Source organism: Gilvimarinus polysaccharolyticus (assembly GCF_001187555.1).
GTDB classification, from domain to species: Bacteria; Pseudomonadota; Gammaproteobacteria; order Pseudomonadales; family Cellvibrionaceae; genus Gilvimarinus; species Gilvimarinus polysaccharolyticus.
In genome coordinates this window covers 1100721-1124784 of record NZ_LFIJ01000002.1, presented here as the reverse complement: position 1 = coordinate 1124784, position 24064 = coordinate 1100721, and the positions used below count along the sequence as shown (strand labels likewise).

The window sequence follows — 24064 nt, the reverse complement described above, 5'->3', positions numbered from 1 at the left end:
AAAACAACACATGATAGCACAACATCACAAGGACAAAAGCCCGCTTGTCTCTAGGCGATCCATACCTGTTTCGCATTAACAAATTCACGAATCCCGTGCGGGCCGAGTTCGCGACCATAACCCGAGCGCTTAATGCCGCCACTGGGCAAACGTGGATCAGTTTTTACGATGCCATTAATAGCCACTTGGCCGGCATTTAGTCGCCCCGCAGCCTGCTGTGCGGCGTCCGTATCCGCCATCCAAAGAGCGGCGCCTAAGCCGTACTCAGTGTCGTTAGCGATACCGATGGCCTGCTCTAAATCGGTCACAGGTGCCACCGCCATGATCGGGCCAAAGGTCTCCTCCTGAAACGCACACATATCGGTGGTGACATCGGCCAGTAGCGTTACCGGATAAAAATACCCTTTACCAACAGGCAACTCCCCCCCTAATAAACAGCGTGCGCCGGCGTTGACCGTTTCGGTCACCTGCCGGTGTAGGTTTTGACGTAAATCGTCCCGCGCAATAGGGCCAAGGTCGGTACTCTCAAGCGTCGGGTCGCCAAGAGTTAAGGCCGCCAATCGCGTGCGCAACATTTCGGTAAACTCAGGGTAAATACTTTGCTCAACCAGAATGCGCTTAGCAGCAATACACGATTGTCCGGCATTGATAATCCGAGACAAAACGGCAATATCGGCGGCCCGCTCCAGATCGGCATCTGCCAAAACAATAAAAGGGTCAGAGCCGCCCAGCTCTAATACCGCAGGCTTTATCTCGCTGCCGGCCACCGCCGCCACTTTGGCGCCGGCGCCGGCCGATCCGGTAAACGAAACAGCCATAATGCGTGGATCGCGAATGGCCTGCTCTACCTGCGATGTTTCGATCGCTAAATTAACCACCACATTAGCGGGCGCCCCAGCCGTGACAAATGCATCGGCGATAGCCTGGGCGCAAGCAGGCACATTCGGGTCGTGCTTCATCACGCAAGTGTTGCCGGCCATCAGCGCTGGAGCCAAATAACGAAACGCTAACCACAGCGGTGCGTTCCACGGCAAAATACCCAGCAACGTCCCCAGTGGTTGATAACGCACGTAGCTAAGACTCGCGTCAGAGGACAGCACATCGGCCGTTAAAAAGTGTTCGGCGTTATCGGCATAAAACTCGGCGCAACTTGCCGCTTTTTCTACCTCGGGGCCACCCTCCTTAATAGGTTTACCCATTTCATCGGCCATTAATTTTGCAAGAGCCGGCTTCTGGTGACGCAATTCTTTCGCCACTGCGCGCAACACATCAGCACGTTGAGTAAAGCTTTTGGCCTGCCAAGATTCAAACGCTTTATTGGCATCACCAATTCGCTCACTCATTGCGGCATTGCTTAGTGCCGGATAATCGGCAATTTTTTCTCCCAGATAAGGGTTCGTTGCTGTCAGCATAAATTCCTCTCTAGCTTGCGCTTTGGGTATTATCAGAGACTGTATCCTGGGGTTTAGCTGTGGCATTAGCAGCATTTTTATCGTGTTGGTTGTTCGAGTTTTTTTTGTTTTTTCGTGAGTTAGAAAGCTGTGCCATAGAGCCTGCATTGGTATCGGGCTTGACGGTAAAGTCTTGCTCCATACTAAAAAAGGATTCACAGCCTTCTGCCGTGATATGAATAGTATCGGAGATACCGCAGGTTTTATCGCCATCAACCCCCCACATCCAAGGGATAATATGAAACGTCATACCCTCTTGCAAAATGGCCGACTCGCCCTGCTTTAAACTCACTATATAACCTTCATCCCAACTGGGTGGAAAAGCAATGCCGATGGAGTAGCCCGAACGGGTAATCAAGCGTGCACCGACATCGTTATCGGAGATAATATTGCGCACCAGATTATCCGCATCGGATACTGTCATGCCGGGCTGGAAACTTTTATGCACGGCAGTCAATGCCTGCTTCATTTTCTCTTGAGCTTTATACATAGAGTCGGATAAATCACCCAACACGATAGTTCGCATCATGGCGGTGTGATAACGTCGATAACAGCCACCCACCTCTAAAAACACATGCTCGCCAGATTGCACAGTACGCCCCTCCCACGTGGCGTGACCAATCATGGTACGCGGCCCCGAGGTAACGTACGGCATCACCGCCGGTGGCTCGCCGCCTGCGCGAAACATTCCAGCGCTAATAGCCGCGCCAATTTCGTTCTCAGTGGCGCCGGCCTCACACGCGGCAATACCCGCCTGCATTCCCGCCTCGGTCGCCGTTGCCGCACGTCGCATAATATCGATCTCGACAGGCGATTTGCAGATCCGTCCCTGCTCGACAATACCAAAACAATCTAGCAACTTGCCGCCCGTTAAGGTGGTGTGAATACAGTCTTGATGATAAGCCGGAAAAAAATAACTATTGCGCTCGTAACCAATACGCTTGTTAGCCAAACCAAAGGCGCGCAACGCATCTACCAACATTTGAATCGCGTCCCCTGTATCTGGATAGGGCCGTGTGTGTTCGACCCAAGTGCGGGCGATAACATTGGACTCCTCCAATGTCCGAGTAATCATAAAAGGCTCATCGTCTAGCGGTACGACCAGCGCCTGAAAAAATGAATAACCGGTAGTTTGGTAATCGGTCAGGTACATAATGTTTTCTGGATCAGAGATCACCACCGCATCTAGGTGCCGTTGCGCAATACGAGTGCGCAGCTCGCTGATGCGGCGCTCGTACTCAGCAAACGGAAAAGTCATATCATCTCGCTGTCTCATAACTTCACCTCCATCACTTTTTGCGTGTGTGCGACTACCGTCTTTAAACCTTGCAACAAATCCGCGTCTGGTATTGTCAGCGGTGGTATTAACTTAATCACTCGGCCGCCAGAGCCGCAAGCCGACACCAACAAACCATCGGCAAAACACGCCGAAACAATCGCTTTAGCGCGCTCACCGTCACCTACATCTATACCGTAGATCATACCGGTTCCACGCACCTGTACTGCATCAAATTTATCTTCAAGTGGACTGATGGCATCGAGCATCTGCTTACCTTTAACGAGGACCTCTTGCATAAAACTTGCGTCCTCAAAATAACTAAGTGCTTCCGCGCCGGCCACAAAACTGAGCCCTTGCCCTCTAAATGTGCCAGTGTGCTCACCGGGATTCCAATGTTTATCGACCTCGGGCTTAACTAAATTCATAGCCATTGGAGTACCCCAGCCGCCCAAACCTTTGGCCAGACACACGACATCTGGATCTAACCCCAAAGTATCAAAACTAAAGTAACTACCGGTGCGCCCGCAGCCGACTTGAATATCGTCGATAATAAACAGCGCGCCCACCTCTTGCGCAAGAGCTTGTAAATCTTGCAGCCACTTTTTATCGGCGACGTTCACACCACCTTCGGCCTGAATTGTCTCAACCAAAAAAGCCGCCGGTGGCAATACGCCACTGGAACCGTCTCGGTATAACGCGCGCAGCTCGTCAACCACACCCGCACCACCGCTTAATGGATTGTCGGCGGTATGTTTATCGGCACCAAATGGGTAGTGCGAAACGTGGTTAAGCGGGACCCCCGCAGCACCGCGAAACGCTTGGTTGGCGGTACAGGCCAGCGCCCCCAAAGTCATGCCGTGAAAGCCGTGGGTAAACGCGACAATTTCTGTGCGCCCAGTTGCACGGCGTGCAATTTTTAGCGCAGCCTCTACCGAGTTAGTACCGGTGGGGCCCATAAATTGCATTTTATGCGGCATACCTCGGGGCTCTAAAATCGTTTTGGTAAAACGCTCCATAAAACGGCGCTTAGCCGTACTGTGCATATCCAAACTGTGGGTCACGCCATCGGCATTGATATAATCGATGACGGCTTTTTTCATACGCTCATTGTTATGACCAAAATTCAGCACCCCAGCCCCAGCAAAAAAATCAATATAGTCATTGCCTTGATCATCTGTTTGTCGCGCATTACTCGCCGTATCAAAAACAACAGGATAAACGCGGCAGTAGCCTCTTATCTCGGATTCGCGCTGTTCAAATATGCTCATACTCGTCTCCTTAAAAGTGCCGTGGCACAACATGCCGGCGGGGCCGGCTGTGATATTAAAAATTAGGGCAGCGGCGCACCCACCAACTGGGCGTATAAACGCACTACAGGCTCTAACAAGCGATCATTAAAATCGTAATATGAGCTGTGACAGGGCGAGTCATGACCGGCGCCATCGTCGGCGCCGATTAACGCAAAAGCGCCCGGAATTTCTTGCAGGTAATAACTGAAATCTTCAGAGGCCATAATCGGGAGGCGTGTCGACGTGTCGAGCGCCGCATCACCATACAGCTTCCGCCAACTGTCACGCACTGCGCTAGCTTCTGCATGATGATTAATAGTCGGGTTATAGCGCGGTATAATCTCAACATCGCACTCAACGCCGTAACTCCGCGCCGTATGCTGTGCGATCTCGGTAATAAGTTGATTAACGGTATCGCGAGCGACAACATCTGAAACACGAATACTGCCGCCGATCACAGCCTGTTCTGGAATCACGGTGGCCGCAGCGCGAGCGTCGATAGAGGTGACACTCACCACGCAGGTTTGCTGTGGCGCCAAACGGCGACTAACCACTTGCTGTAAAGCTAAAGTAATAGCGCTGGCCGCCAACACCGGATCGCGACACAGCTCCGGTTGGCTGGCGTGCCCACCCTTGCCCTTAACCGTGATTTGGAAAGTACCGTTGCCACACATCACAATACCGTCGGGGCACACCAACTTGCCATACTCAATGGCAGGCCAGTTGTGCCACCCATAAATGCAATCGACCCCCTCCAGTGCACCATCATCGATCATTTTACGGGCGCCGTGGCCTCCCTCTTCGGCCGGCTGAAACAATAAGGTGACAGGGCCCGACAGCTGCGACTCGACATGCTTAAGCCAAGCCGCCGTTGCCATCAGTGCCGCGGTGTGTCCGTCGTGACCACAAGCGTGCATGCAACCGGGCACTTGCGATTGCCACGCAACCGCCGACTGTTCGTGAATGGGTAAGGCGTCTATGTCACCGCGCAGAGCCACAGACCGCGCAGCGCTGCCTTTAGCACCAAGGTTTAACCAGGCAACCGTACCGGTACCAGCGCACTCGCGCCAGGCAATACCTAGCCGATCAAGCTCGGTGCGAATACGCTGCGCCGTGCGGTGCTCTTGCCAGCCAAGCTCAGGCTGGGTGTGTAACTCATGGCGCAATTGCTGCGCAAACACCAGGGTCTGTTGCCAATAAGTCGACATACTCCTCCTTGCAGATCTACTCAGTCAAAATAACCAAGTGATAGAACGCACAGATCTGTGCGTGTAAGCGCGGCGGCGGGAAATGATATTGCAGCGCTATATTCATAGTAGTTGTGTTGCAAAGGTTGTTCCAACCGAAACTCGTACTCTCAGTTCGCTCTTGCCATTACTTACAACCTACAACAACGTGCCAATATAACAACCTTTGTCAGGGGTGACTTTTTCGCACTCTGTGCAGTTGGGCACAACATCGACTAAAAAAGCCGCACAACATCGGCGGACAAACAAAGTCATTACGCACCTGGCCCAATGAAATAGACGCTCAAAGCTGCCAACAGCCACCCTTTATACCGTTCACCAGATTAATAACGTTATTAAGAAGACCCGTTCCCCCTAGGCAGAAATACTCAACTGGCCTAAGTCGCCCCTTAATAATCTAAAACAATCTAAGTACGCACCAACCGAGCTACAAAAATCACTCACAACATCAAGTGACCCTATAGGTGTAAATCGAGGAAAGGAGGAAAGGAGAAAAGTAAAAAAGAAAGGAAAAATTACAGAAAAAACACATCTTTTTATTAAAAAAAAGCCCAGCAATGCTGGGCAAAAAGTCAGCTTAACGGAATTCTAAACTATTTCCAGCGAGTGATTTTATGGCCTTTAACGGCATAAAACAGAATAAACAAATAAGCCGGAATAGAAACAGCATAAGCTAATTGACCATCACCGGTATCGGCAAAATGACCGTAAATTGGAGGCAAAATTGCACCGCCGGCGATACCCATAATCAGCAAGGCAGCGCCTTTACTGGTGTATCGGCCAAGGCCCTGTAGCGACAGCGGCCAAATAGCCGGCCAACACATAGAGTTGGCAAAGCCAAGCAATGCAACAAAATAAATCGCGTTGGGAATCTCAGGCATACCCAGCAAGCTGAGGGTGGATGCCGACATCACTGTGTTTTGCAACGAACCGGTCATCACACAAACAGTAAAAATAATACCCAAAATGGCAGAGCTCATTAATGCCGTTTGCTGACTAATAAAACGTGGGATCACAACAACACCGACTAAGTATCCAATCACCATAAAGATCATAGTGTAGGAAGTCAGCATGGAGCTTATCGAGCCATCGAGTCCGGCCTGTTTACCCAGTAAGCCAATAGCGTCACCCGCAATCACCTCGACACCGACGTAAAAAAACAACGCCAGAGCACCCAGCACTAAATGAGGAAACTGGAACACACCGGACAAACGAATATCGCCATCTTCTTGGCCGTCCAAAACCTCATCTTCAATATTCGGGATGGGGGCAAATATCATTGCCACACCTAAAACGGCCAAAACAATTGCCATACCCACATAAGGGTTCACCAGCTGGGCTGCCAATTCATGCAACTTGGCGTCGCGAGCAACCTCGGTCAATGCCGCAAGCTCAACTTCCGAAACACCAGTAATGCCAGAAAGCACCAACGCCGTAAACACAATAGGTGCCACCACCCCCGCACCCTTATTAAGTAAACCCATCACACAGATACGCACAGCGGCAGACTCTGGCGGGCCAAGCTTAACCACGTAGGGGTTAGAGGCGGTTTGCAAAATTGTTAAGCCGGTGCCGACAACGAACTGCGCCAACAAGAAAATACTAAAATGCCGGCCATAAGCGGCGGGTATAAAGATCAAAGCACCCGCGGCAACAATAAACAAACCAATCGCCATACCATTTTTATAGCCGGTGCGCTCAATAATGTAGGCCATCGGCAGCGCCATAACCGTATACGCAATATAAAAAGCCGAGGTAACCAACATCGCCTCAAAGGCGCTTAAGTTACAAATTGTTTGCAAAAATGGAATCAAGGCGCCATTGAGCCAAGTAACAAAACCAAAGATAAAAAACAGGCCTGCGACAATAGCCATAGGCACAATTACGCTGTGCTTTACTTGGGGGGCTGCGCCAGCAGCTGCGGTAGCTTCATTACTCATAAGGATTACCTACGCCTTCCTTTACCGTCGTATTAAACGCCGGATGCTTTAGTTTTTTTAATTATGACCTAGCCTGACTAGCCCCTTCAGTATAGCGACTAGCGGCCTTACTAGAGTGACAATATCCGCTAAAGACAACGTTGTCAAATATTTATAAAGATTGCACAATAACCGCTACTTAAAGCCGACCCGTTGCGCCGAGCTAGCCTCGGACACCTATCACACTAAATTTTAAGCAAAAAAAAGCCGCCTCTATTGAGGCGGCTTTTTCGGCAGAGGAAGTGTCTTACGACTCTTCGCCTTGCTCGCTAGCAGCAGGAACTTCTTCGCCCGACTCTGCTTTTTGGTCGGCTATAGCCTCTTTAATGGACAGCTTAATACGACCGCGCTGATCCACATCCAGACACTTAACCTTAACCACTTGGCCTTCTTTCAGGTAATCGCTAACGGCATTAACGCGCTCGTCGGCAATTTGCGAGATGTGCACAAGGCCATCTTTACCAGGTAAGAAGTTAACAAAAGCACCAAAGTCGACGATCCGAACCACGATACCTTCGTAGGTAGCGCCGATTTCGGCTTCGGCGATAATGCCTCCGATCATGTTAACAGCCGCTTGCAGCGCCGTGTTATCAACCGCGTAGATCTTAACAGTACCATCGTCGTCAATGTCTACCGACGCACCGGTCTCTTCGGTGATAGAGCGGATAGTAGCGCCGCCTTTACCGATAATATCGCGGATTTTATCTGGGTTAACTTTGATGGTTTCAAAACGTGGTGCGTTGTCGCTAACCGTATCACGCGACACAGATAAGACTTTGTTCATCTCGCCAAGAATGTGCAAACGTGCGTGCAATGCCTGCTCGAGTGCGATCTCCATGATCTGCTCAGTGATACCTTCAATTTTGATATCCATTTGCAGAGCGGTAATACCGCTAGAAGTACCGGCAACTTTAAAGTCCATATCGCCCAAGTGATCTTCATCACCCAGAATATCGGTCAAAACAGCGAATTTATCGTCGTCTTTAACCAAACCCATGGCAATACCTGCAACAGGCGCCTTAAGCGGTACACCGGCATCCATCAGCGCCAAAGAGGCACCACATACAGAGGCCATAGAGCTTGAACCGTTAGATTCAGTAATCTCACTCACAACACGCAAGGTGTAAGGGAAAGATTCCAGCGGTGGCAACACAGCAGCAATACCGCGACGCGCCAAGCGACCGTGACCCACTTCGCGACGGCCAGTGCCGCCCATGCGACCACACTCACCTACCGAGTAAGGAGGGAAGTTGTAGTGCAGCATAAAGGGATCTTTACGCTCGCCTTCTAAGGCATCGATGATCTGTGCATCACGCGCATTGCCCAAAGTGGCAACGACGATAGCCTGAGTTTCACCACGGGTGAACAGAGCAGAACCGTGAGATTTGCCCAGCACGCCAACCTCAACATCAATAGCCCGTACTGTTTTAGCGTCACGACCATCAATACGAGGCTCGCCGGCCACGATGCGGCTGCGAACAATAGATTTTTCAACTTTAGCGAAGACCTTTTTAACATCATCGCTGTTGTACTCAGAACCTTCTTTGGCTAGTTCGGCAACTGCTTGGTTGCGTAACTCACCTAAACGATCATAACGCTTGGCTTTATCGGTGATGCGGTAAGCAACCCCAATAGAGTCAGCAAAATCGCGCTCAAGAGCCGTGCGTAATTCGGTTTTTTCTGCGGCGGGTGACCATTCCCACTGCGGCTTACCGGCATCACGAGCGAGCTCGGCACAGGCTTGCACAACCGCTTGCATTTCTTGGTGAGCGTAAAGTACAGCGCCCAACATAGTGTCTTCTGGCAGCTCACTGGCTTCCGATTCCACCATCAATACGGCGTCTTTAGTGCCGGCCACAACCATATCTAACTCAGAAGTTTTTTGCGCTTCGTAGTTAGGGTTTAACAGATAGCCACCCTCGGTGGTGTAACCCACGCGTGCAGCGCCAATTGGACCACTAAACGGAATACCAGAAACCGCCAATGCCGCTGAGGTACCGATCAATGCGGCAATATCAGGATCAGTGGTTTTACAGGTGGACATAACGGTACAAACCACCTGAATTTCGTTCATAAAGCCGTTTGGAAACAGCGGACGAATCGGGCGGTCGATCAGACGTGAGGTCAAGGTCTCTTTTTCAGTCGGACGGCCTTCACGCTTAAAGAAACCACCGGGGATTTTACCGGCAGCGTAAGCTTTTTCGATGTAATGCACAGACAACGGGAAGAACGGCTGGTCTGGCTTAGCTTCTTTGGCGCCAACAACAGTAACCAATACTGCGGTTTCGCCCATAGTCACCATAACCGCACCAGTAGCCTGACGCGCGATGCGTCCGGTTTCTAGAGTTACGGTTTGATCACCATACTGAAATTTCTTAATAATCGGATTCACTCTTTTATCCTTTTTTGCGTTTGTTTGCTCTACGCAGCTTGTCGGTCAAATATGGTGTACAACAAAAAAGTGCCCGCATAAAGCGGGCACAGTGCAATTAGCGACGCAGACCCAATTTTTGAATCAGTGCAGCATAACGGCTGAGATCTTTACCCTTCAGGTAGTCCAGCAATTTACGACGCTGGTTTACCATGCGGATCAAACCGCGGCGGGAGTGGTGATCTTGTTTGTGGCCGGCGAAGTGACCTTGCAGCTTGTTGATGTTGTGCGTCAACAAGGCAACTTGTACTTCAGGAGAACCGGTATCACCTTCAGCTTGTTGATACTCTTTAACAATTTCAGCTTTATCAGCAGCACTTAGTGCCATAATCATATCCTCATTCAATATGCATGATTTACAGCCGTACCCGTGCATATTTACAGGTAGGCCAAAGTTAATGCCCGCAACGCTAGGCAGGTATTGCCCTCAGCCCGCAGGCTAAGGATTTACCGACGTATCGATAAATTTTAGAATTTGTGGCATATGGGTAACAAATAGACCGCTTAGCTAGCGCTAGCGGGGCTTGCAACCAATCGCTTGGGAGCGACTCGGCCCTCGTCTATGCTAGCAACGCCTAAAAATTGGCCACTTTCACAAAAGACTCGCACCATATCACCTTCTTCGCCTGCGCGGTAGACCTGAGCATCCATTACCGGGTTGCCCAAACGAAAATAATAGGCACTAGATTCAGCTAAGGTGATGGCAGCCAAGGCCGCTACAGGAGTATCTGTAGGCAGTAAATGATGGTCCAGCAACTCCGACAAACCATCGCCGCGCTCGGCGTTTAGCTCGTCGATGCTCACGCACTGGGATTCATCAAACGGCCCTGTGGCGGTACGGCGCAAAGCACTCACATGCCCGCCACAACCAAGAGCTTCACCTAAATCTTCGGCCAGTGAGCGAATATAAGTGCCTTTACTGCACTTAATATCGACTTCGACCTCAGCGCGCTCGCCCGGTCGAAATGTCAGCAGTTCAAATTCATAGATCGTCACTTGGCGAGCTTTACGCTCAACCTCTATACCCTGGCGCGCCAACTTATACAAAGGCTGGCCATTTTGCTTTAGCGCCGAATACATAGGCGGGACCTGATCGATCTCGCCACTTAGCGTTTGTATTGCCTTAAGTACAGCAGCCTCGGTAACCTGAGCGGCACTGAGGGTTTCTAGCACTTCGCCTTCGGCATCACCGGTGGCAGTTTTCTCACCCAACACAAAGGTCGAGCGATAGCGCTTATCGGCATCCAATAAAAACTGGCTAAACTTGGTTGCCTCACCAAAGCACACGGGCAGCACACCGGTTGCCAATGGATCTAAGCTACCGGTATGACCAGCTTTAGCAGCAAAAAATAAACGCTTAGCACGCTGCAACGCGTGGTTAGAGCTCAAACCTAGGGGTTTATCCAACAACAGTACGCCATCAACGGCGCGACCTTTACGTCGACGCGCCATTATTCGTCCTCGTCGCTCGGCCTAGCTTTATCGGCGGCTACCGCACGATCAATCAGAGATGACAGCTCTTGACCACGCACGGAAGTATGATCGTAATGAAACTGCAGCTTAGGCACAGTGCGCATGTTTAACTCTTTGGCCAACATAGTGCGTAAAAAGCCCGAGGCCTTATTAAGCACACCAACACTGATACGGCTCTCGTCTTCATCAGCACCTACCAAGGTGACATAAACTTTAGCGTAAGCCATATCACGAGTAACTTTTACCTCGTTAATATTGACCATTCCCACGCGGGGGTCGCGAATTTCTTGCTGGATCATATTAGCCAAGTAACGCTGAATAGCATCACCGACGCGGTCGGAACGAGTAAATTCTCTAGGCATGGATACACCTGCTCAATGAGTGCGACAGATGCGTCGCCATAAAACAATAAAGCCCCGGCACCTCACGATGCCGGGGCGAGAGGATCACGCAACCATTACAGTTCGCGAGCCACCTCTTTAACGTCAAAGACTTCGATCTGATCGCCGACTTTTACGTCGTAGTTCTTCACGCCGATACCACACTCTACACCGTTGCGGACATCGTTAACGTCGTCTTTAAAGCGGCGCAATGACTCGAGCTCGCCTTCAAAAATAACCACGTTATCGCGCAGAACACGAATAGGCTTGTTACGGTACACGGTGCCTTCGGTCACCATACAGCCGGCCACTTGGCCAAACTTAGGCGAACTAAACACTTCACGTACGTCAGCAATACCAATAATCTCTTCGACACGCTCAGGATCAAGCATACCCGACAATGCGCTTTTCACTTCATCCAGCAACTGATAAATAATGCTGTAGTAGCGAATTTCAACGCTTTCTTGTTCGGCCATGCGGCGCGTAGCACTACCTGCACGAACATTAAAGCCAAGCACAATCGCGTTAGCGGTTAACGCCAAGTTGATATCGCTGTCGGTAATACCACCAACACCAGATGACACCACTCGAACTTCAACTTCTTCGTTGCCGATATCGGCCAATGAAGCCAAAATTGCTTCGAGCGAACCGCGCACGTCGGTTTTAACAACCACCGGCAAGACTTTTGTCTCGGCGCCGTCCATACCGGCAAACATGTTTTCAAGCTTGGCAGCTTGCTGACGCTTCATTCGGTCAGAGCGCTCTTTCTCTTGGCGGTACTCAGCCATTTCACGCGCTTTACGCTCATCATCCAAGACGACAAAATCGTCACCGGCGCTTGGCGCTGCGTCCAAACCAAGAATCTCTACCGGCGATGATGGCCCGACGTTTTTAACTTGTTGGCCCAGCTCATTGGTAGCGGCGCGTACACGGCCGTAGCTTTGACCCGCCAACACTAAATCGCCGTGCTTAAGCGTGCCTTGCTGTACCAATAAGGTCGCCACAACACCGCGGCCCTTATCAATTCGCGACTCGACCACAACACCACGCGCTGGAGCATCAACAACCGCTTTTAGCTCAAGCAGTTCAGCTTGCAATGAAATCGCTTCAAGCAACTCATCAACGCCCGCACCTGTGTGCGCAGAAACTTGTACAAACTGAGTGTCACCACCCCAATCTTCTGGCACAACGCCTTTGGCAACCAACTCGTTTTTAACGCGATCTGGATCGGCACTTTCTTTGTCGCATTTGTTAATCGCAACAACCATTGGTACACCAGCGGCCTTGGCGTGGTTAATAGCTTCTTCCGTTTGCGGCATTACACCGTCATCGGCTGCAACTACTAAGATCACCACATCGGTACACTGAGCACCGCGAGCACGCATTGCGGTAAAGGCAGCGTGACCGGGAGTATCCAAGAAGGCAATTTCGCCCTGGCTGGTTTTAACCCGGTAAGCACCAATATGCTGAGTAATACCACCGGCTTCGCCAGAGGCAACTTTCGCTTTACGAATATAATCGAGTAACGAGGTCTTACCGTGATCGACGTGACCCATAACGGTCACAACAGGAGCACGTGATACCTCTTCACCCTCTACCTTGATTTGCTCTTCAAGATGAATTTCGATGTCATTTTCAGTCACCAGCTTAACGCTGTGACCCATTTCTTCGACCACTAGCTGAGCGGTTTCTTGATCGAGCGGCTGATTAATGTTGGCCATAACGCCAAGCTTCATCAACTGCTTAATCACATCGCCCGCCTTAACGTTCATACGCTGAGCAAGCTCAGACACAAGAATCGTTTCAGGCACTTCCACCTCGTGAGTTATTTTCTGCGAGGGTCTCTTAAAACCGTGCTGGTTAGATGCTTTGTGGGCCGCGCGTGCGGCTTTACGACGAGCCAAAAACGCTTGATCGACATCATCATTTGCCAGCTCGTACAAGTCGGCTTTAGATGATTTTTTAGGACCCATGCCTTTTTTACCGGCTTTGCCCGCACGTTTTGCGCGTGGGTTATCCTCATCATCCGGGCCACCGCTGCGACGATCTTTCTTACGACCGTGCTTAGTGTCTGGCTTATCGGCGGCAGGAGCCACTTGCGGAGCCGGTGCTGCAGGCTTAGCGGCTGCAGGCTTGCTTACTTTTGCGGCAGGCTTAGCTTCAGCGGCGACCTTCTCGGCAGCTTTGGCTTCCTCTTGTTCACGCAACTGGGCTTCACGCGCCGCCTCTTCGGCTTTGCGACGGCCTTGTGCGGCTTGACGTTTTTCTTCTATGTCATCCACAAATGAGCTGCGCTGTGGCGGCGTTACCGCCTCTTCTGCGGCTGGCACTTCAACCACCGGTGCTTCCGGCTCAACGATAGGCTCAGGCTCAACGATAGGCTCGGGCGCTACCACTACTTCGGGCACCTCTAGCGGAGCATCCACCACATCCTCTACCACTTCATCTTCTGGCAGTTCGGTGGGCGTACGCTTGACGTAGGTGCGCTTTTTACGCACTTCAACATTTACCGTCTTGCGTCCACTGCCACTACCCGTTTTTAGGGTCGTAGTGGTTTTACGCTTGAGAGTAATTTTGCTCGGCTCTTCTGACGCCGACTCGCCGTGGCTAGTCTTTAAATAAGCCAACAGCTGCTGCTTTTCTTCATCAGAGACCAATGCATCCTCAGCGGTATGCTTCAGCCCAGCTTCCTGCATTTGCTTCAGCAGTCGCTCAACGGGAGTACCCACTGATTTGGCGAGTTCGCTAACTTTTACTTCTGCCATTTCATATCCTCAGTTTCGTATATTGCCCACAACACCAATCATTGCTACTGGCGCTTAGGCAAACCAGGGCTCTCGGGCTTTCATAATCAATGCCGCGGCGCGCTCTTCATCCAAGCCGTCAATCCCTACAAGATCATCCATCGCCTGTTCGGCAAGATCTTCCATGGTGACGATGCCACGGCCGGCCAACACAACAGCCAGTTCTTTGTCCATGCCTTCCATATTCAGTAGGTCATCTGCCGGAGCCGCTCCTTCAAGCTGCTCCTCTGATGCCAATGCTTGAGTCAGAAGCGCATCTTTAGCGCGCGCACGTAGCTGCTCTGCTACGTCTTCATCAAAGCCTTCAATAGAGGCGATTTCTTCTAATGGCACGTAGGCCACTTCTTCGATGGTGGTGAAACCTTCTTCAACCAACACCTCAGCAATATCTTCATCCACATCCAGCGCGTTCATAAACACCTGAATGTAACCGCCGGTTTCGGCTTGCTGTTTCTCTTGCCAGTCAGCAACGCTCATCACGTTGATGTTCCAGCCGGTCAGTTCACAGGCCAAACGTACGTTCTGACCGCCACGACCAATAGCCATCGCGAGATTCTCTTCGGCTACCGCAACGTCCATCGTGTTGCTTTCTTCGTCGACAACAATAGATTCTATTTCGGCCGGAGACATAGCATTGATAACAAACTGCGCAGGGTTATCGTCCCACAACACAATATCAACGCGCTCATTACCCAGTTCATTAGATACTGCTTGCACTCGCGAACCGCGCATACCAACACAGGCACCTACGGGATCGATACGACCATCATTAGTGTTTACCGCAATTTTAGCGCGCAACCCAGGGTCGCGTGCAGCGCCTTTCATTTCGATAATGCCTTCAGATATTTCTGGCACTTCGATTTTAAACAGCTCAACCAACATCTCAGAGCTTGCGCGGCTCAAAAACAATTGCGGGCCACGCGCTTCCGAGCGAACATCCTGCAACAACGCACGCACACGGTCGCCCATGCGAAAAATCTCACGCCCGACCAACTGATCGCGCGGCAACAACGCCTCGGCATTATTACCCAAATCAACAATAACGCTATCGCGGGTTACCTTTTTAACGGTACCGCTTACCAGCTCGCCAACACGGTCCAAATACTCGTCGACCATTTGCGCACGTTCGGCTTCACGAACTTTTTGCACAATAACTTGCTTGGCGGTTTGTGCCGCAATGCGACCAAATTCTACGTTTTCAATTTTTTCACGGTGAATATCGCCGACCTTTAAGTTAGGGTCTGCCTCTTCGGCTTCTTGAGTGGTTAGTTGCGTACCCAGCTCAGCCAACACATCATCGGCAACCACTTCCCAACTACGATATGTATCGTAATCACCAGTGGCGCGATCAATGGTCACCTCAATAGTTGAGTCTTCATCAAAACGCTTTTTACTGGCCATCGCCAAAGCACTTTCAATCGCCTCAAAAATTACGTCTTTTTCTACGCCTTTTTCGTGGGATACCGCGTCGGCGACAAGCAAAATTTCTTTGTTCATGAGTTTGCCTCGTTCAACTCCTGGGCCAATCAAATCGTCTGATTAAAACTGGGGGACAATATTCGCTTTCTCAATCGAGTCTACCGGCAGCAGATATTCTTCATTATCTACCACCACCACGACATCTCCATCTTCGATGCCGATCATTTTTCCTTTAAAGTTACGCCGCCCATCAAAGGGGACTCGCAACTTAACTGTAATAACATTGCCGATATAGCGCTGGAACTGCTCAAGCGTATAAAGCGGACGATCCATGCCGGGTGATGACACCTCTAGGCTGTACTCGCCTGCGATAGGATCTTCAACGTCCATCAAGCTGCTAAGCTGGCGACTGACTTTTTCGCAATCTTCCAGCGCCACACCATCGGCTTTATCGATATAAACACGCAATACCTTGCTCGGGCCACTGGTGACGTATTCAAGCCCCCAAAGTTCGCACTCCAATGCAGTAACCGCAGGGGCAAACATCGCAACCAACTGCTCTTCTTTCGACGCCATACATTGCCCCCGACAAACTGATTACACAAAACGGTTTAAACGAACAAGGAGCCGCACCAATGTACAGCTCCAAAATGACAGCGGATCAACCCGCAAGCCGAATGATGCAGATAAACTCAATCGTTGCGCGTCCAGCCTTTGCACTTGACGCACGATTCAGCCCAAAAACAAAAAATGGGCCCTAGGCCCATCTTTACATCTGCACCACCGATAAGTGGCAGCGGCGAACCACTGATTTTCAGATACAAAAAAGCCCCTAACAGGGGCTTTAAAGATTGCGCACGTTCACGCAACAATCATTAGAGACTTGCACACACACCTGCAAAAACCCAATGACCTGTGTAACTAGCAGCCCCGGTAAGCTGCCTGCACGCACAAACTATGCGCACCGACGGACACTTAAAGTATCCATATTAGCTTAACTGTCTTTAATGAGCCGAAGCTCAAATCAAAACATTAAACTGTAATTTGGTAGCGGGGGCTGGATTCGAACCAACGACCTTCGGGTTATGAGCCCGACGAGCTACCAGGCTGCTCCACCCCGCATCATCAACTCGCTTCTGGGATTTCCCTGAACCGAGGTGGCGCATTATAGGGAGCACTTGAGTATCGGTCAACCCCGTTTACGAAATACTTTTAAATTACCGCAACTTAGATGCCTGGGCGCTCAGATACAAACCAATACGACTGCAAAACAACCTACAACACCAAATTGCAGCTCGGCAAGGCGGGTAACAATGCAAATTACCGAGCAAAGACGTTAACTAAAGAGGATATAGTAAGTGGTACGCGGGTGAATAATCACTTTTTAACAGTCATCGGCGCAGGCCAAACACAAAACTAAACCACTCCGGCAGCCTAGCTAACACCACAATATGACATAACGCCTTAGCCCCCCTATAATCGAGGCCAAATCGGTGCCAATCAAGCTGCGCCGCTAATTTACAAACAACGGTTCGCATAGGGCGACTAGCATTGCACTCTGCGCGCCATCATTTGACGCAACTGACAAAAGGTACGCCTATGAAACTTCCAAACCTAAAAACCCAACTGATCGGACTCTCACTGGCCAGCACTTTACTCTGCAGCACTGTTTTAGCGGCCGAGCCCAGCGTCTATATTATTGCGCCCGCCGATGGCGCCAGCGTATCTAACCCTGTGACCGTGAAGTTTGGGCTTAGCGGTATGGGAGTCGCACCCGCAGGCGTCGAGCGCGACAACACAGGACACCATCACCTGCTGATCGACGTAAAAGAAATGCCCGACCTAACGCAACCGATTGCCGCCGACCAGAACCACATACACTTTGGTGGCGGCCAAACCGAAACCACCCTAGAGTTGGCTCCCGGCGAACATACCCTGCAACTGTTGCTAGGCGATTACCTACACCGCCCGCACAGCTCACCGGTCATGTCAGACAAAATCACCATTACCGTCAAGTAAACCGTGCCACGGGGTCGGTTAGACGACCCCGTGATACCAGGCAATGACGTAGCTCAACAGGCTTAGCGCGGTCAAAAATATAATCAACCCAAAGAAAAGTGTTTTGAGCTTAAAGGGGCGACGCTCAACACTGTGAACGCCGCGGTTAATAACCCGGTCTACACGCGCTTGATCTTCGGGCGACAACTTACTCGGCATACTTAAATCCCTCACTGTGATATTGCAGCAGAGAATAGCAAGCTGCCGTCGCTTGGCCAACCTTGTCGTAGTCCAGCGGCAAGCAATATAAAAGTAAAAGCGAGTAACTAAGCGGGTAATTCAGAACGGACGGGGTTACACCGGGAAATAGTGGGCAGCTTAGGCGCGCAGATCTACCGCACTGTAAAGCCCTGCGGCTGGCTCGGCGGCATTGTTAGCACCACTACTGTAAAGAAATAACTCTGGGTTAATAGGCAGTGGCGCTTTAGGCGCGGCGGTGTCGTCATCGCTACCGGCCGCGGCCGCTTGCGGTGACGCCTCGTCTTGCTCTTCATCGCCAGCGGGCGCCTGACTTTGCGCTAAGTCTTCACGCACCAATTGCGCCAGCTCAGCACGGGCGTCAGCCGCCATGCGGGACGCATCGGCCGCCACCAATCGATCTTGAGACGAAGGCTCTGCGGGGGCCATGGCCGCCGCATGCACCTGCAACGCTTTTTCTAACGTAGCCTGAGGATCCCCGGCCACTGGGCTGGTATCAATCTTAACCTCGCCCGCCACTGCGTAATTAACGCCATCGGGGCCGCGGGTTGTTTCGTAACTGGGGGCGCCGGCAAACTGGCCACCAGCCGCCGCATGGGCGCGTTCGTGGGCGCGCACTTCGCGATCGCGCTTAGCCAACTCGGCTATTTGCCCTTGGCGCTCTTTTAATTCTTGGGCTTCGACCGCTTTGGCCGCCGCGTCAGCACGGGTGCGCTCACGCTCTTCAACCTCACTAGGGCGATCTTCTGTGGCCCGGCGGTTTTCACCTCGGGCAGACTCGGCCCCCTCCTCTAACGGCTTAAAGCTTGAAGCTTTTAGCTCCGCGCTCTCTTGCCCTACAGGCGCGCGCCCCAAAGGTGCAAAAGGGGTTACCGCGCTGGCAAAGTTAGAGGGCAGTGTATTTAACATGGCAACAGTTAAGCTTTAACGTCCAGCAATGCGCCAATAGCTTGATCCGCCACTTCCAAGACACGGGCCGAGCTATCAAACACTTGCTGTTGCTGTTGCTGTTTTATATTAATCAGTGGGGTGGCTAAATCGACCGGCTCGCTGCTGGTAGTTGCTGTAGCAATCTGCTGTGCCGACTGGGTGATTTCTGCACGCGAATTTTGCATCCCGATCAAACTTTGGTTGACGACAGATCCGATATCCACAGTGACTCTCCTAATTTACATACGCCTATTTGCATATGTTGATTCGCAGTTGCCGATGATAACGCTAAACCAACAACAATAACACTCGCCGCGCGTGACAAACTGCCAACAAAACACGATTAACATTGCCCATTTTAACGCCAAGGGCGAACAAAAAACAGTCAAACGAGCTATTATTTACGACTTACTAAGATTAGTTAGGGCTAAAAAGATCGGAGTTATAGCCAAATCAATCGGCTAGACACGCGGCTCCAGAGACTCAAGCCTAAGATACGCACTCAGCGCCGCAGGGCTCGGCTCCGTCAAATAAGGCACCACCCCCACACAAGGTGCTGCAATCTGGCGTTGCAGGGTATCGATATTGGCATCGAGTCTCGCGGTGTCAGGGTCGACCACATTGGCCACCCAGCCGGCAAGGTGCAAGCCGTCGCGCCGAATCGCCTCGACACTTAACAATGCGTGATTAATACAACCCAGACGCATCCCCACCACCAAAATCACCGGCAGTGCCAAGACTTGGGCTAGCTCGGCCAAGGTTTCGGTATCGCTTAAAGGCACCCGCCAACCACCGGCGCCCTCCACCACGGCAAAGTCAGCTCCTTGCGCTAACACTGCGCGACTTGCCTGGGCCAATGCGGTAACACTCAAGCTAACCCCCTGCTCGGCCGCTGCAATGTGCGGCGCAATTGGCGCCTCAAACGCCACAGGGTTAACCGCCGCATACTCCAGCGGCGGCCAGCACTGCGCCTGCAAGCACAACGCATCATCATTAACCCAGCGCCCGGTGACAAATTGACAACCCGCCGCCACCGGCTTAACCGCTGCCGTCGTTAAACCCGCCTGCCGCGCTAAAGATAACAGCGCCGCCGCGACACAAGTTTTACCAACATCGGTATCCGTGCCGGTGACAAAATAATGAGCCATTACACGCCCTCCGGTTTGCGGGCAGACAAATACACCACCTCATAGCTCGCGGGCAGCCCACGCGCCTCTCGACACTGCTCGTAAGCGGCCTCCAAAAGCTGTAGCTGCTTGCGCCCCGTCAGCCCCTGAGGTCGACCACGGTTCACATTATGAGCCCCCAAGCCTTTTAGCTCGCGCGTGAGCTCACGCACATTAGCGCTAAACAATGTTTCGGTATGCACGCGCAGACTCGCATCAACAAACCCTGCCGCTTGCGCTGCCGCCAACAATAACTCGGGCGGCATAAAATGATTAACGTGCACATACTCATCAACTGCACGCCACGCACTTTGCAGCTCGTTTAAGGTGCCGGGCCCCAAGGTCGCAATATAAATACAGCCGCCGGGGGCCAATACTCGGTACAACTCAGAAAATAGCGCCGTAAGATTTTCGCACCATTGAATCGCAAGGCTCGAAAACACTAAATCGATACTCTCAGACGCCAGCGGTAAAGCCTCGGCGTCGGCGCACAGCCAAGCATCGGGCTCCGGGTGATGCTCGCGGCCATAGCGCAACATACCCTCGGCCAAATCCAGCGCCCAGTGATTCTCGGCACCCGTCACGCGGCGCAAGCCTGCGCCAAACAACCCAGTGCCCGAGCCTAGGTCGAGCACTCGCGAGGCCGGCCCCGCAATGCTAGAGAGTAACTGCTCACCTACCGCGCGTTGCAAGCGGGCGGCAGATTCATAAGTGGTGGCGGCGCGACTAAACGATCGAGCAACTTGCTGTTTATTTAACTGTTGTTTATCGCGCTGAGCAGCACCGATAAGATCCGCCGTTAAAAAATCGGTTATCGCCTGCGCCACCGCGTGCGGCTGATCTAAATGCATAGCGTGGCTCGCATCGGCAATCACAGTCACCTTATGGCCCGCATTAAGCGCCGTTAACGCTGGAGCCACACCTACCGGCAGCAACGCATCCCGCTCGCCCAGCAAATGCAACGCGGGGCACGCCAGTTGCGCCAACGCGGCGCGATTGTCACTCGCGGCTAAGTAATCAAGCGCGGCGCGCCAATTATTGACACTCTCGTCACTTTCCAGCGGGTTGCTCAGCCACAGGCGCAATTGCTTTAAACGCTCGCGCTCGGCACTACTGCCCGCCGCTACCAGCGCCGCAAAACGTCGCGCAGTTGCCAGCGGCTGCGCCGTAAAAGCCGTATTAAATTGTCGGTTAACCGCTGAGGTCATGGCATCGGGCCAGTCTCGCTGAGCGACAAAACAAGCATTGCTCGCAAGCGTCACTAAGCGACTGACGCGCGCGGGATAAGCGTGGGCAAACTGTGTCGCCAGCATTCCACCCAACGACCAACCCACTAACTGACAGCGCTTAGGCAAGGATGCCGCAAGCTGCTCTAGCACTTGCTCACAACGCCACGCGGGCAGTGACGCAGAACCGCCAAAGCTGGGTAAATCGACCAGCCACACATCCGCCAACGGTTGTAACGCCCAAGCTAAAGGAGCCATCGCACGCGAATCAAAACCCCAGCCGTGCAACAGGACGATAGGGTCGCGTCCGCGATTAGCGCCAGAGGATAAACGTTCAACAGAGAGGGACATGTTACTGACGCACATCCTTTAAAGCGGCCAACAGCCCATCGAGCTGGGCGTGGCTATGAGCGGCGGTTAAGGTGACGCGCAACCGAGCACTGCCGGCGGGAACAGTGGGTGGACGAATCGCGCTCACCCAATAACCGCGTTGATACAGCGCCTCGGACAAGGCCATTGCATCAGCATCGGCGCCAATCATTATCGGTTGGATGGCCGTGGGCGAATCCATCAACTGGTAGCCCAGTTCACTCGCACCCTGGCGAAAGCGCACAATCAGCTCCTCCAAATGGGTCCGGCGCCAAGACTCGGCCTGCGCCAAGCGCAAGCTGACGCGGGTAGCCGCGGCAACGGCGGGCGGCATAGCGGTGGTATAAATATAACTGCGCGATAACTGAATAAGCGCCTCGATCAAACGCTCGGAGCCGGCAATAAACGCCCCAAAGCTGCCCATCGCTTTACCCAATGTACCCATCAGTACCGGCACATCAAGCTGGCTTAAACCAAAGTGCTCGCAAATTCCGGCACCGGTCTTACCCAGGCAACCAAAACCGTGGGCGTCATCGACCATCAGCCAACCACTGTGTTCGCGCACGGTGCTGGCAAGCTCGGGCAGTGGCGCTAAATCACCATCCATACTAAACACACCATCTACCGCCACCAACTGACGGGCGCCAGAAAAACCAGCTAATTTGGCCTTTAAGCTGGCTGGGCTATTATGTAAAAAACGACCAAAGCGCGCGCCCGAGAGAGCACCGGCATCCAGCATAGAGGCATGGTTAAGGCGGTCCTGCCAAATAGCGTCGCCCTTGCCTACCAGCGCCGTAATAGCCCCTAGATTTGCCATATAACCGGTAGAGAACAACAAGGCTCGCTCGCGGCCGGTGTACTCGGCAATTTCACGCTCAAGCTCATGATGCTCGCGCGAGTGGCCGCACACCAAATGCGAGGCGCCACTGCCTACGCCCAGCTCGCGGGCGGCTTGGCTCATGGCATCAATTAACTCGGGGTGCGCCGCCAGGCCTAGGTAGTCGTTACTGCAAAAGCCGATAACCTTGCGGCCATCAACGTTTAACACGGGCCCTTGGGCCGAGCCAATTTCGCGGCGCTGACGATAGCGGTGCTGCAGGCGGCGCTCATCGAGCACCGCCTGCAGGTGTTGATCAAAGGGATTCATGGGGTTCGCTTAAGCTGCGTAGCTAGGTTGCGTTATTGCGCCGCATCGTAAAAGAACTGGTCGTTGTGCACCGCTTCTAGCGAGGCGGCAATCGACGCTTCGGCCTCACCGTCGTCTTCGTGCACTTCGCGCGACTCGGGCTTAATGCCCAAACGCTTAAACAGCTGCATATCTTTGTTCGATTCAGGGTTGGCCGTAGTCAGCAGCTTCTCGCCGTAAAAAATCGAATTGGCACCGGCAAAAAATGTCATCGCCTGCATTTCATCGCTCATTTCTTCACGCCCCGCCGACAAGCGCACGTGAGAGTGCGGCATCAAAATACGCGCCACCGCGATGGTGCGGATAAACTCCAGCGGGTCGAGGTCAGCCTCTTGCTCAAGCGGCGTACCGGCCACTTTTACCAACATATTGATGGGTACAGACTCGGGGTGCTCAGGCATATTGGCCAACTGTTGCAGCAGGCCCGCGCGGTCTTCGGCCTCTTCACCCATACCGACAATACCGCCACAGCAGACTTTCATACCCGCTGCACGAACATTACCCAACGTTTCTAAACGGTCTTGGTAAGTCCGCGTAGTAATCACCTCGCCGTAATACTCAGGCGATGTATCCAAATTGTGGTTGTAATAATCCAACCCTGCGGCGGCTAAATCGTCGGCTTGCTTCTCATCCAGCATGCCCAAAGTCATGCAGGTTTCTAAACCCAGCGACTTAACCTCTTGCACCATTTTGGTGACATAAGGCATATCTTTACCCTTGGGCGAGCGCCAAGCGGCGCCCATACAAAAGCGGGTTGCGCCAGAGGCTTTAGCCGCGCGAGCTTCCTCGACTACCTTTTCTACCGCCATCAAGCGCTCGCGCTCAAGGCCGGTATCGTAGCGGGCGCTTTGCGGGCAGTAAGCGCAATCTTCTGGGCAAGCGCCTGTTTTGATCGAGCACAAGGTGCTTACCTGAACCTCATTGGGATTAAAGTGCGCACGATGCACCGTTTGCGCCTGAAACAACAGATCGTTAAACGGCTGAGTAAACAGCGCCATAATTTCAGCGCGGGTCCAATCGTGACGTACAGCAGTAGCAATAACAGAGGCGTTCATAGGAGCATCCGAGTGTTTTTTGATTGATCCGCAAAGTGCCTCACAGGCACTGGCCGATCTCGATTAAGCGCCTATAGTAATCTGTGCGATGGAACTGTCAACCCAAAAGACGCGCGGGGGTTAA

The 24064-nt window shown here is 52.3% G+C and carries 20 protein-coding genes and 1 tRNA gene; 1 reads left to right on the top strand and 20 read right to left on the bottom strand.

All coding sequences use genetic code 11. The features are described from left to right. Nucleotides 1–50: 50 nt before the first annotated feature. The 13 genes from GILYN3_RS13465 to GILYN3_RS13400 form a co-directional block, all read right to left on the bottom strand. Nucleotides 51–1412, bottom strand: a complete 1362-nt coding sequence (locus tag GILYN3_RS13465; protein ID WP_049723474.1) for an NAD-dependent succinate-semialdehyde dehydrogenase — start codon at nt 1410–1412, stop codon at nt 51–53. 10 nt (nt 1413–1422) lie between these two features. Further along, on the bottom strand, nt 1423–2727 hold the full coding sequence (gene doeA / locus GILYN3_RS13460; RefSeq protein WP_049723473.1) for an ectoine hydrolase: 1305 nt from the start codon (nt 2725–2727) through the stop codon (nt 1423–1425). Further along, on the bottom strand, nt 2724–3998 hold the full coding sequence (locus GILYN3_RS13455) for an aspartate aminotransferase family protein (RefSeq protein ID WP_049723472.1): 1275 nt from the start codon (nt 3996–3998) through the stop codon (nt 2724–2726). Before GILYN3_RS13455 ends, doeA begins: the two co-directional genes overlap by 4 nt. 62 nt (nt 3999–4060) lie before the next feature. Beyond that, nucleotides 4061–5227, bottom strand: a complete 1167-nt coding sequence (doeB2, locus tag GILYN3_RS13450; RefSeq protein WP_049723471.1) for a N(2)-acetyl-L-2,4-diaminobutanoate deacetylase DoeB2 — start codon at nt 5225–5227, stop codon at nt 4061–4063. 632 nt (nt 5228–5859) lie between these two features. Beyond that, on the bottom strand, nt 5860–7206 hold the full coding sequence (locus tag GILYN3_RS13445) for a sugar MFS transporter (protein ID WP_049723470.1): 1347 nt from the start codon (nt 7204–7206) through the stop codon (nt 5860–5862). 286 nt (nt 7207–7492) lie between these two features. After that, nucleotides 7493–9637 carry a polyribonucleotide nucleotidyltransferase gene (pnp, locus tag GILYN3_RS13440; protein WP_049723469.1) on the bottom strand — a complete coding sequence of 715 codons (2145 nt, stop codon included), beginning with the start codon at nt 9635–9637 and terminating at the stop codon, nt 7493–7495. Between the two features lie 97 nt (nt 9638–9734). Further along, nucleotides 9735–10004 (bottom strand): 30S ribosomal protein S15, encoded by a 270-nt coding sequence (gene rpsO / locus GILYN3_RS13435; RefSeq protein ID WP_049723468.1) that lies wholly within the window; start codon nt 10002–10004, stop codon nt 9735–9737. Nucleotides 10005–10180: 176 nt separating this feature from the next. Continuing rightward, nucleotides 10181–11128, bottom strand: a complete 948-nt coding sequence (gene truB / locus GILYN3_RS13430) for a tRNA pseudouridine(55) synthase TruB (protein ID WP_049723467.1) — start codon at nt 11126–11128, stop codon at nt 10181–10183. Beyond that, a complete protein-coding gene (gene rbfA, locus GILYN3_RS13425) occupies nt 11128–11511 on the bottom strand; it encodes a 30S ribosome-binding factor RbfA (protein WP_049723466.1) in 384 nt (127 codons plus the stop codon). Before rbfA ends, truB begins: the two co-directional genes overlap by 1 nt. A gap of 95 nt (nt 11512–11606) precedes the next feature. After that, nucleotides 11607–14294, bottom strand: coding sequence for a translation initiation factor IF-2 (gene infB / locus GILYN3_RS13420; RefSeq protein WP_049723465.1), 2688 nt, complete (start codon nt 14292–14294; stop codon nt 11607–11609). A 54-nt stretch (nt 14295–14348) separates the two neighbouring features. After that, nucleotides 14349–15830, bottom strand: a complete 1482-nt coding sequence (gene nusA, locus GILYN3_RS13415) for a transcription termination factor NusA (protein ID WP_049723464.1) — start codon at nt 15828–15830, stop codon at nt 14349–14351. A gap of 42 nt (nt 15831–15872) precedes the next feature. Further along, nucleotides 15873–16328 (bottom strand): ribosome maturation factor RimP, encoded by a 456-nt coding sequence (gene rimP, locus GILYN3_RS13410; protein WP_049723463.1) that lies wholly within the window; start codon nt 16326–16328, stop codon nt 15873–15875. 469 nt (nt 16329–16797) lie between these two features. Beyond that, nucleotides 16798–16874 (bottom strand) — tRNA-Met (locus GILYN3_RS13400). A gap of 477 nt (nt 16875–17351) precedes the next feature. On the opposite strand from GILYN3_RS13400, the gene GILYN3_RS13390 reads away from it, so the two are divergent. Further along, on the top strand, nt 17352–17771 hold the full coding sequence (locus GILYN3_RS13390) for a DUF4399 domain-containing protein (protein WP_049723460.1): 420 nt from the start codon (nt 17352–17354) through the stop codon (nt 17769–17771). Between the two features lie 18 nt (nt 17772–17789). Here the strand turns inward: GILYN3_RS13390 and GILYN3_RS13385 are convergent, their stop codons facing one another. The 7 genes from GILYN3_RS13385 to bioB all read right to left on the bottom strand — a co-directional run bounded on the left by GILYN3_RS13385 (nt 17790) and on the right by bioB (nt 23940). Further along, complete coding sequence (locus tag GILYN3_RS13385; protein ID WP_049723459.1) at nt 17790–17969, bottom strand: DUF3094 family protein; 180 nt, start codon at nt 17967–17969, stop codon at nt 17790–17792. 159 nt (nt 17970–18128) lie between these two features. Next, a complete protein-coding gene (locus tag GILYN3_RS13380) occupies nt 18129–18917 on the bottom strand; it encodes a putative metalloprotease CJM1_0395 family protein (protein WP_049723458.1) in 789 nt (262 codons plus the stop codon). Nucleotides 18918–18925: 8 nt separating this feature from the next. Beyond that, nucleotides 18926–19162: a hypothetical protein gene (locus GILYN3_RS13375; protein ID WP_049723457.1), complete on the bottom strand. Its 237-nt coding sequence runs from the start codon at nt 19160–19162 to the stop codon at nt 18926–18928. Nucleotides 19163–19399: 237 nt separating this feature from the next. Beyond that, entirely contained in the window at nt 19400–20086 is a 687-nt protein-coding gene (bioD, locus tag GILYN3_RS13370; protein ID WP_049723456.1) for a dethiobiotin synthase, read from the bottom strand. Next, nucleotides 20086–21681, bottom strand: a complete 1596-nt coding sequence (gene bioC, locus GILYN3_RS16560) for a malonyl-ACP O-methyltransferase BioC (protein ID WP_084005444.1) — start codon at nt 21679–21681, stop codon at nt 20086–20088. The genes bioD and bioC overlap by 1 nt, the downstream gene beginning before the upstream one ends. A gap of 1 nt (nt 21682) precedes the next feature. After that, complete coding sequence (gene bioF / locus GILYN3_RS13360) at nt 21683–22846, bottom strand: 8-amino-7-oxononanoate synthase (protein WP_049723455.1); 1164 nt, start codon at nt 22844–22846, stop codon at nt 21683–21685. 32 nt (nt 22847–22878) lie between these two features. Further along, a complete protein-coding gene (bioB, locus tag GILYN3_RS13355) occupies nt 22879–23940 on the bottom strand; it encodes a biotin synthase BioB (RefSeq protein WP_049723454.1) in 1062 nt (353 codons plus the stop codon). Nucleotides 23941–24064 lie beyond the last annotated feature (124 nt).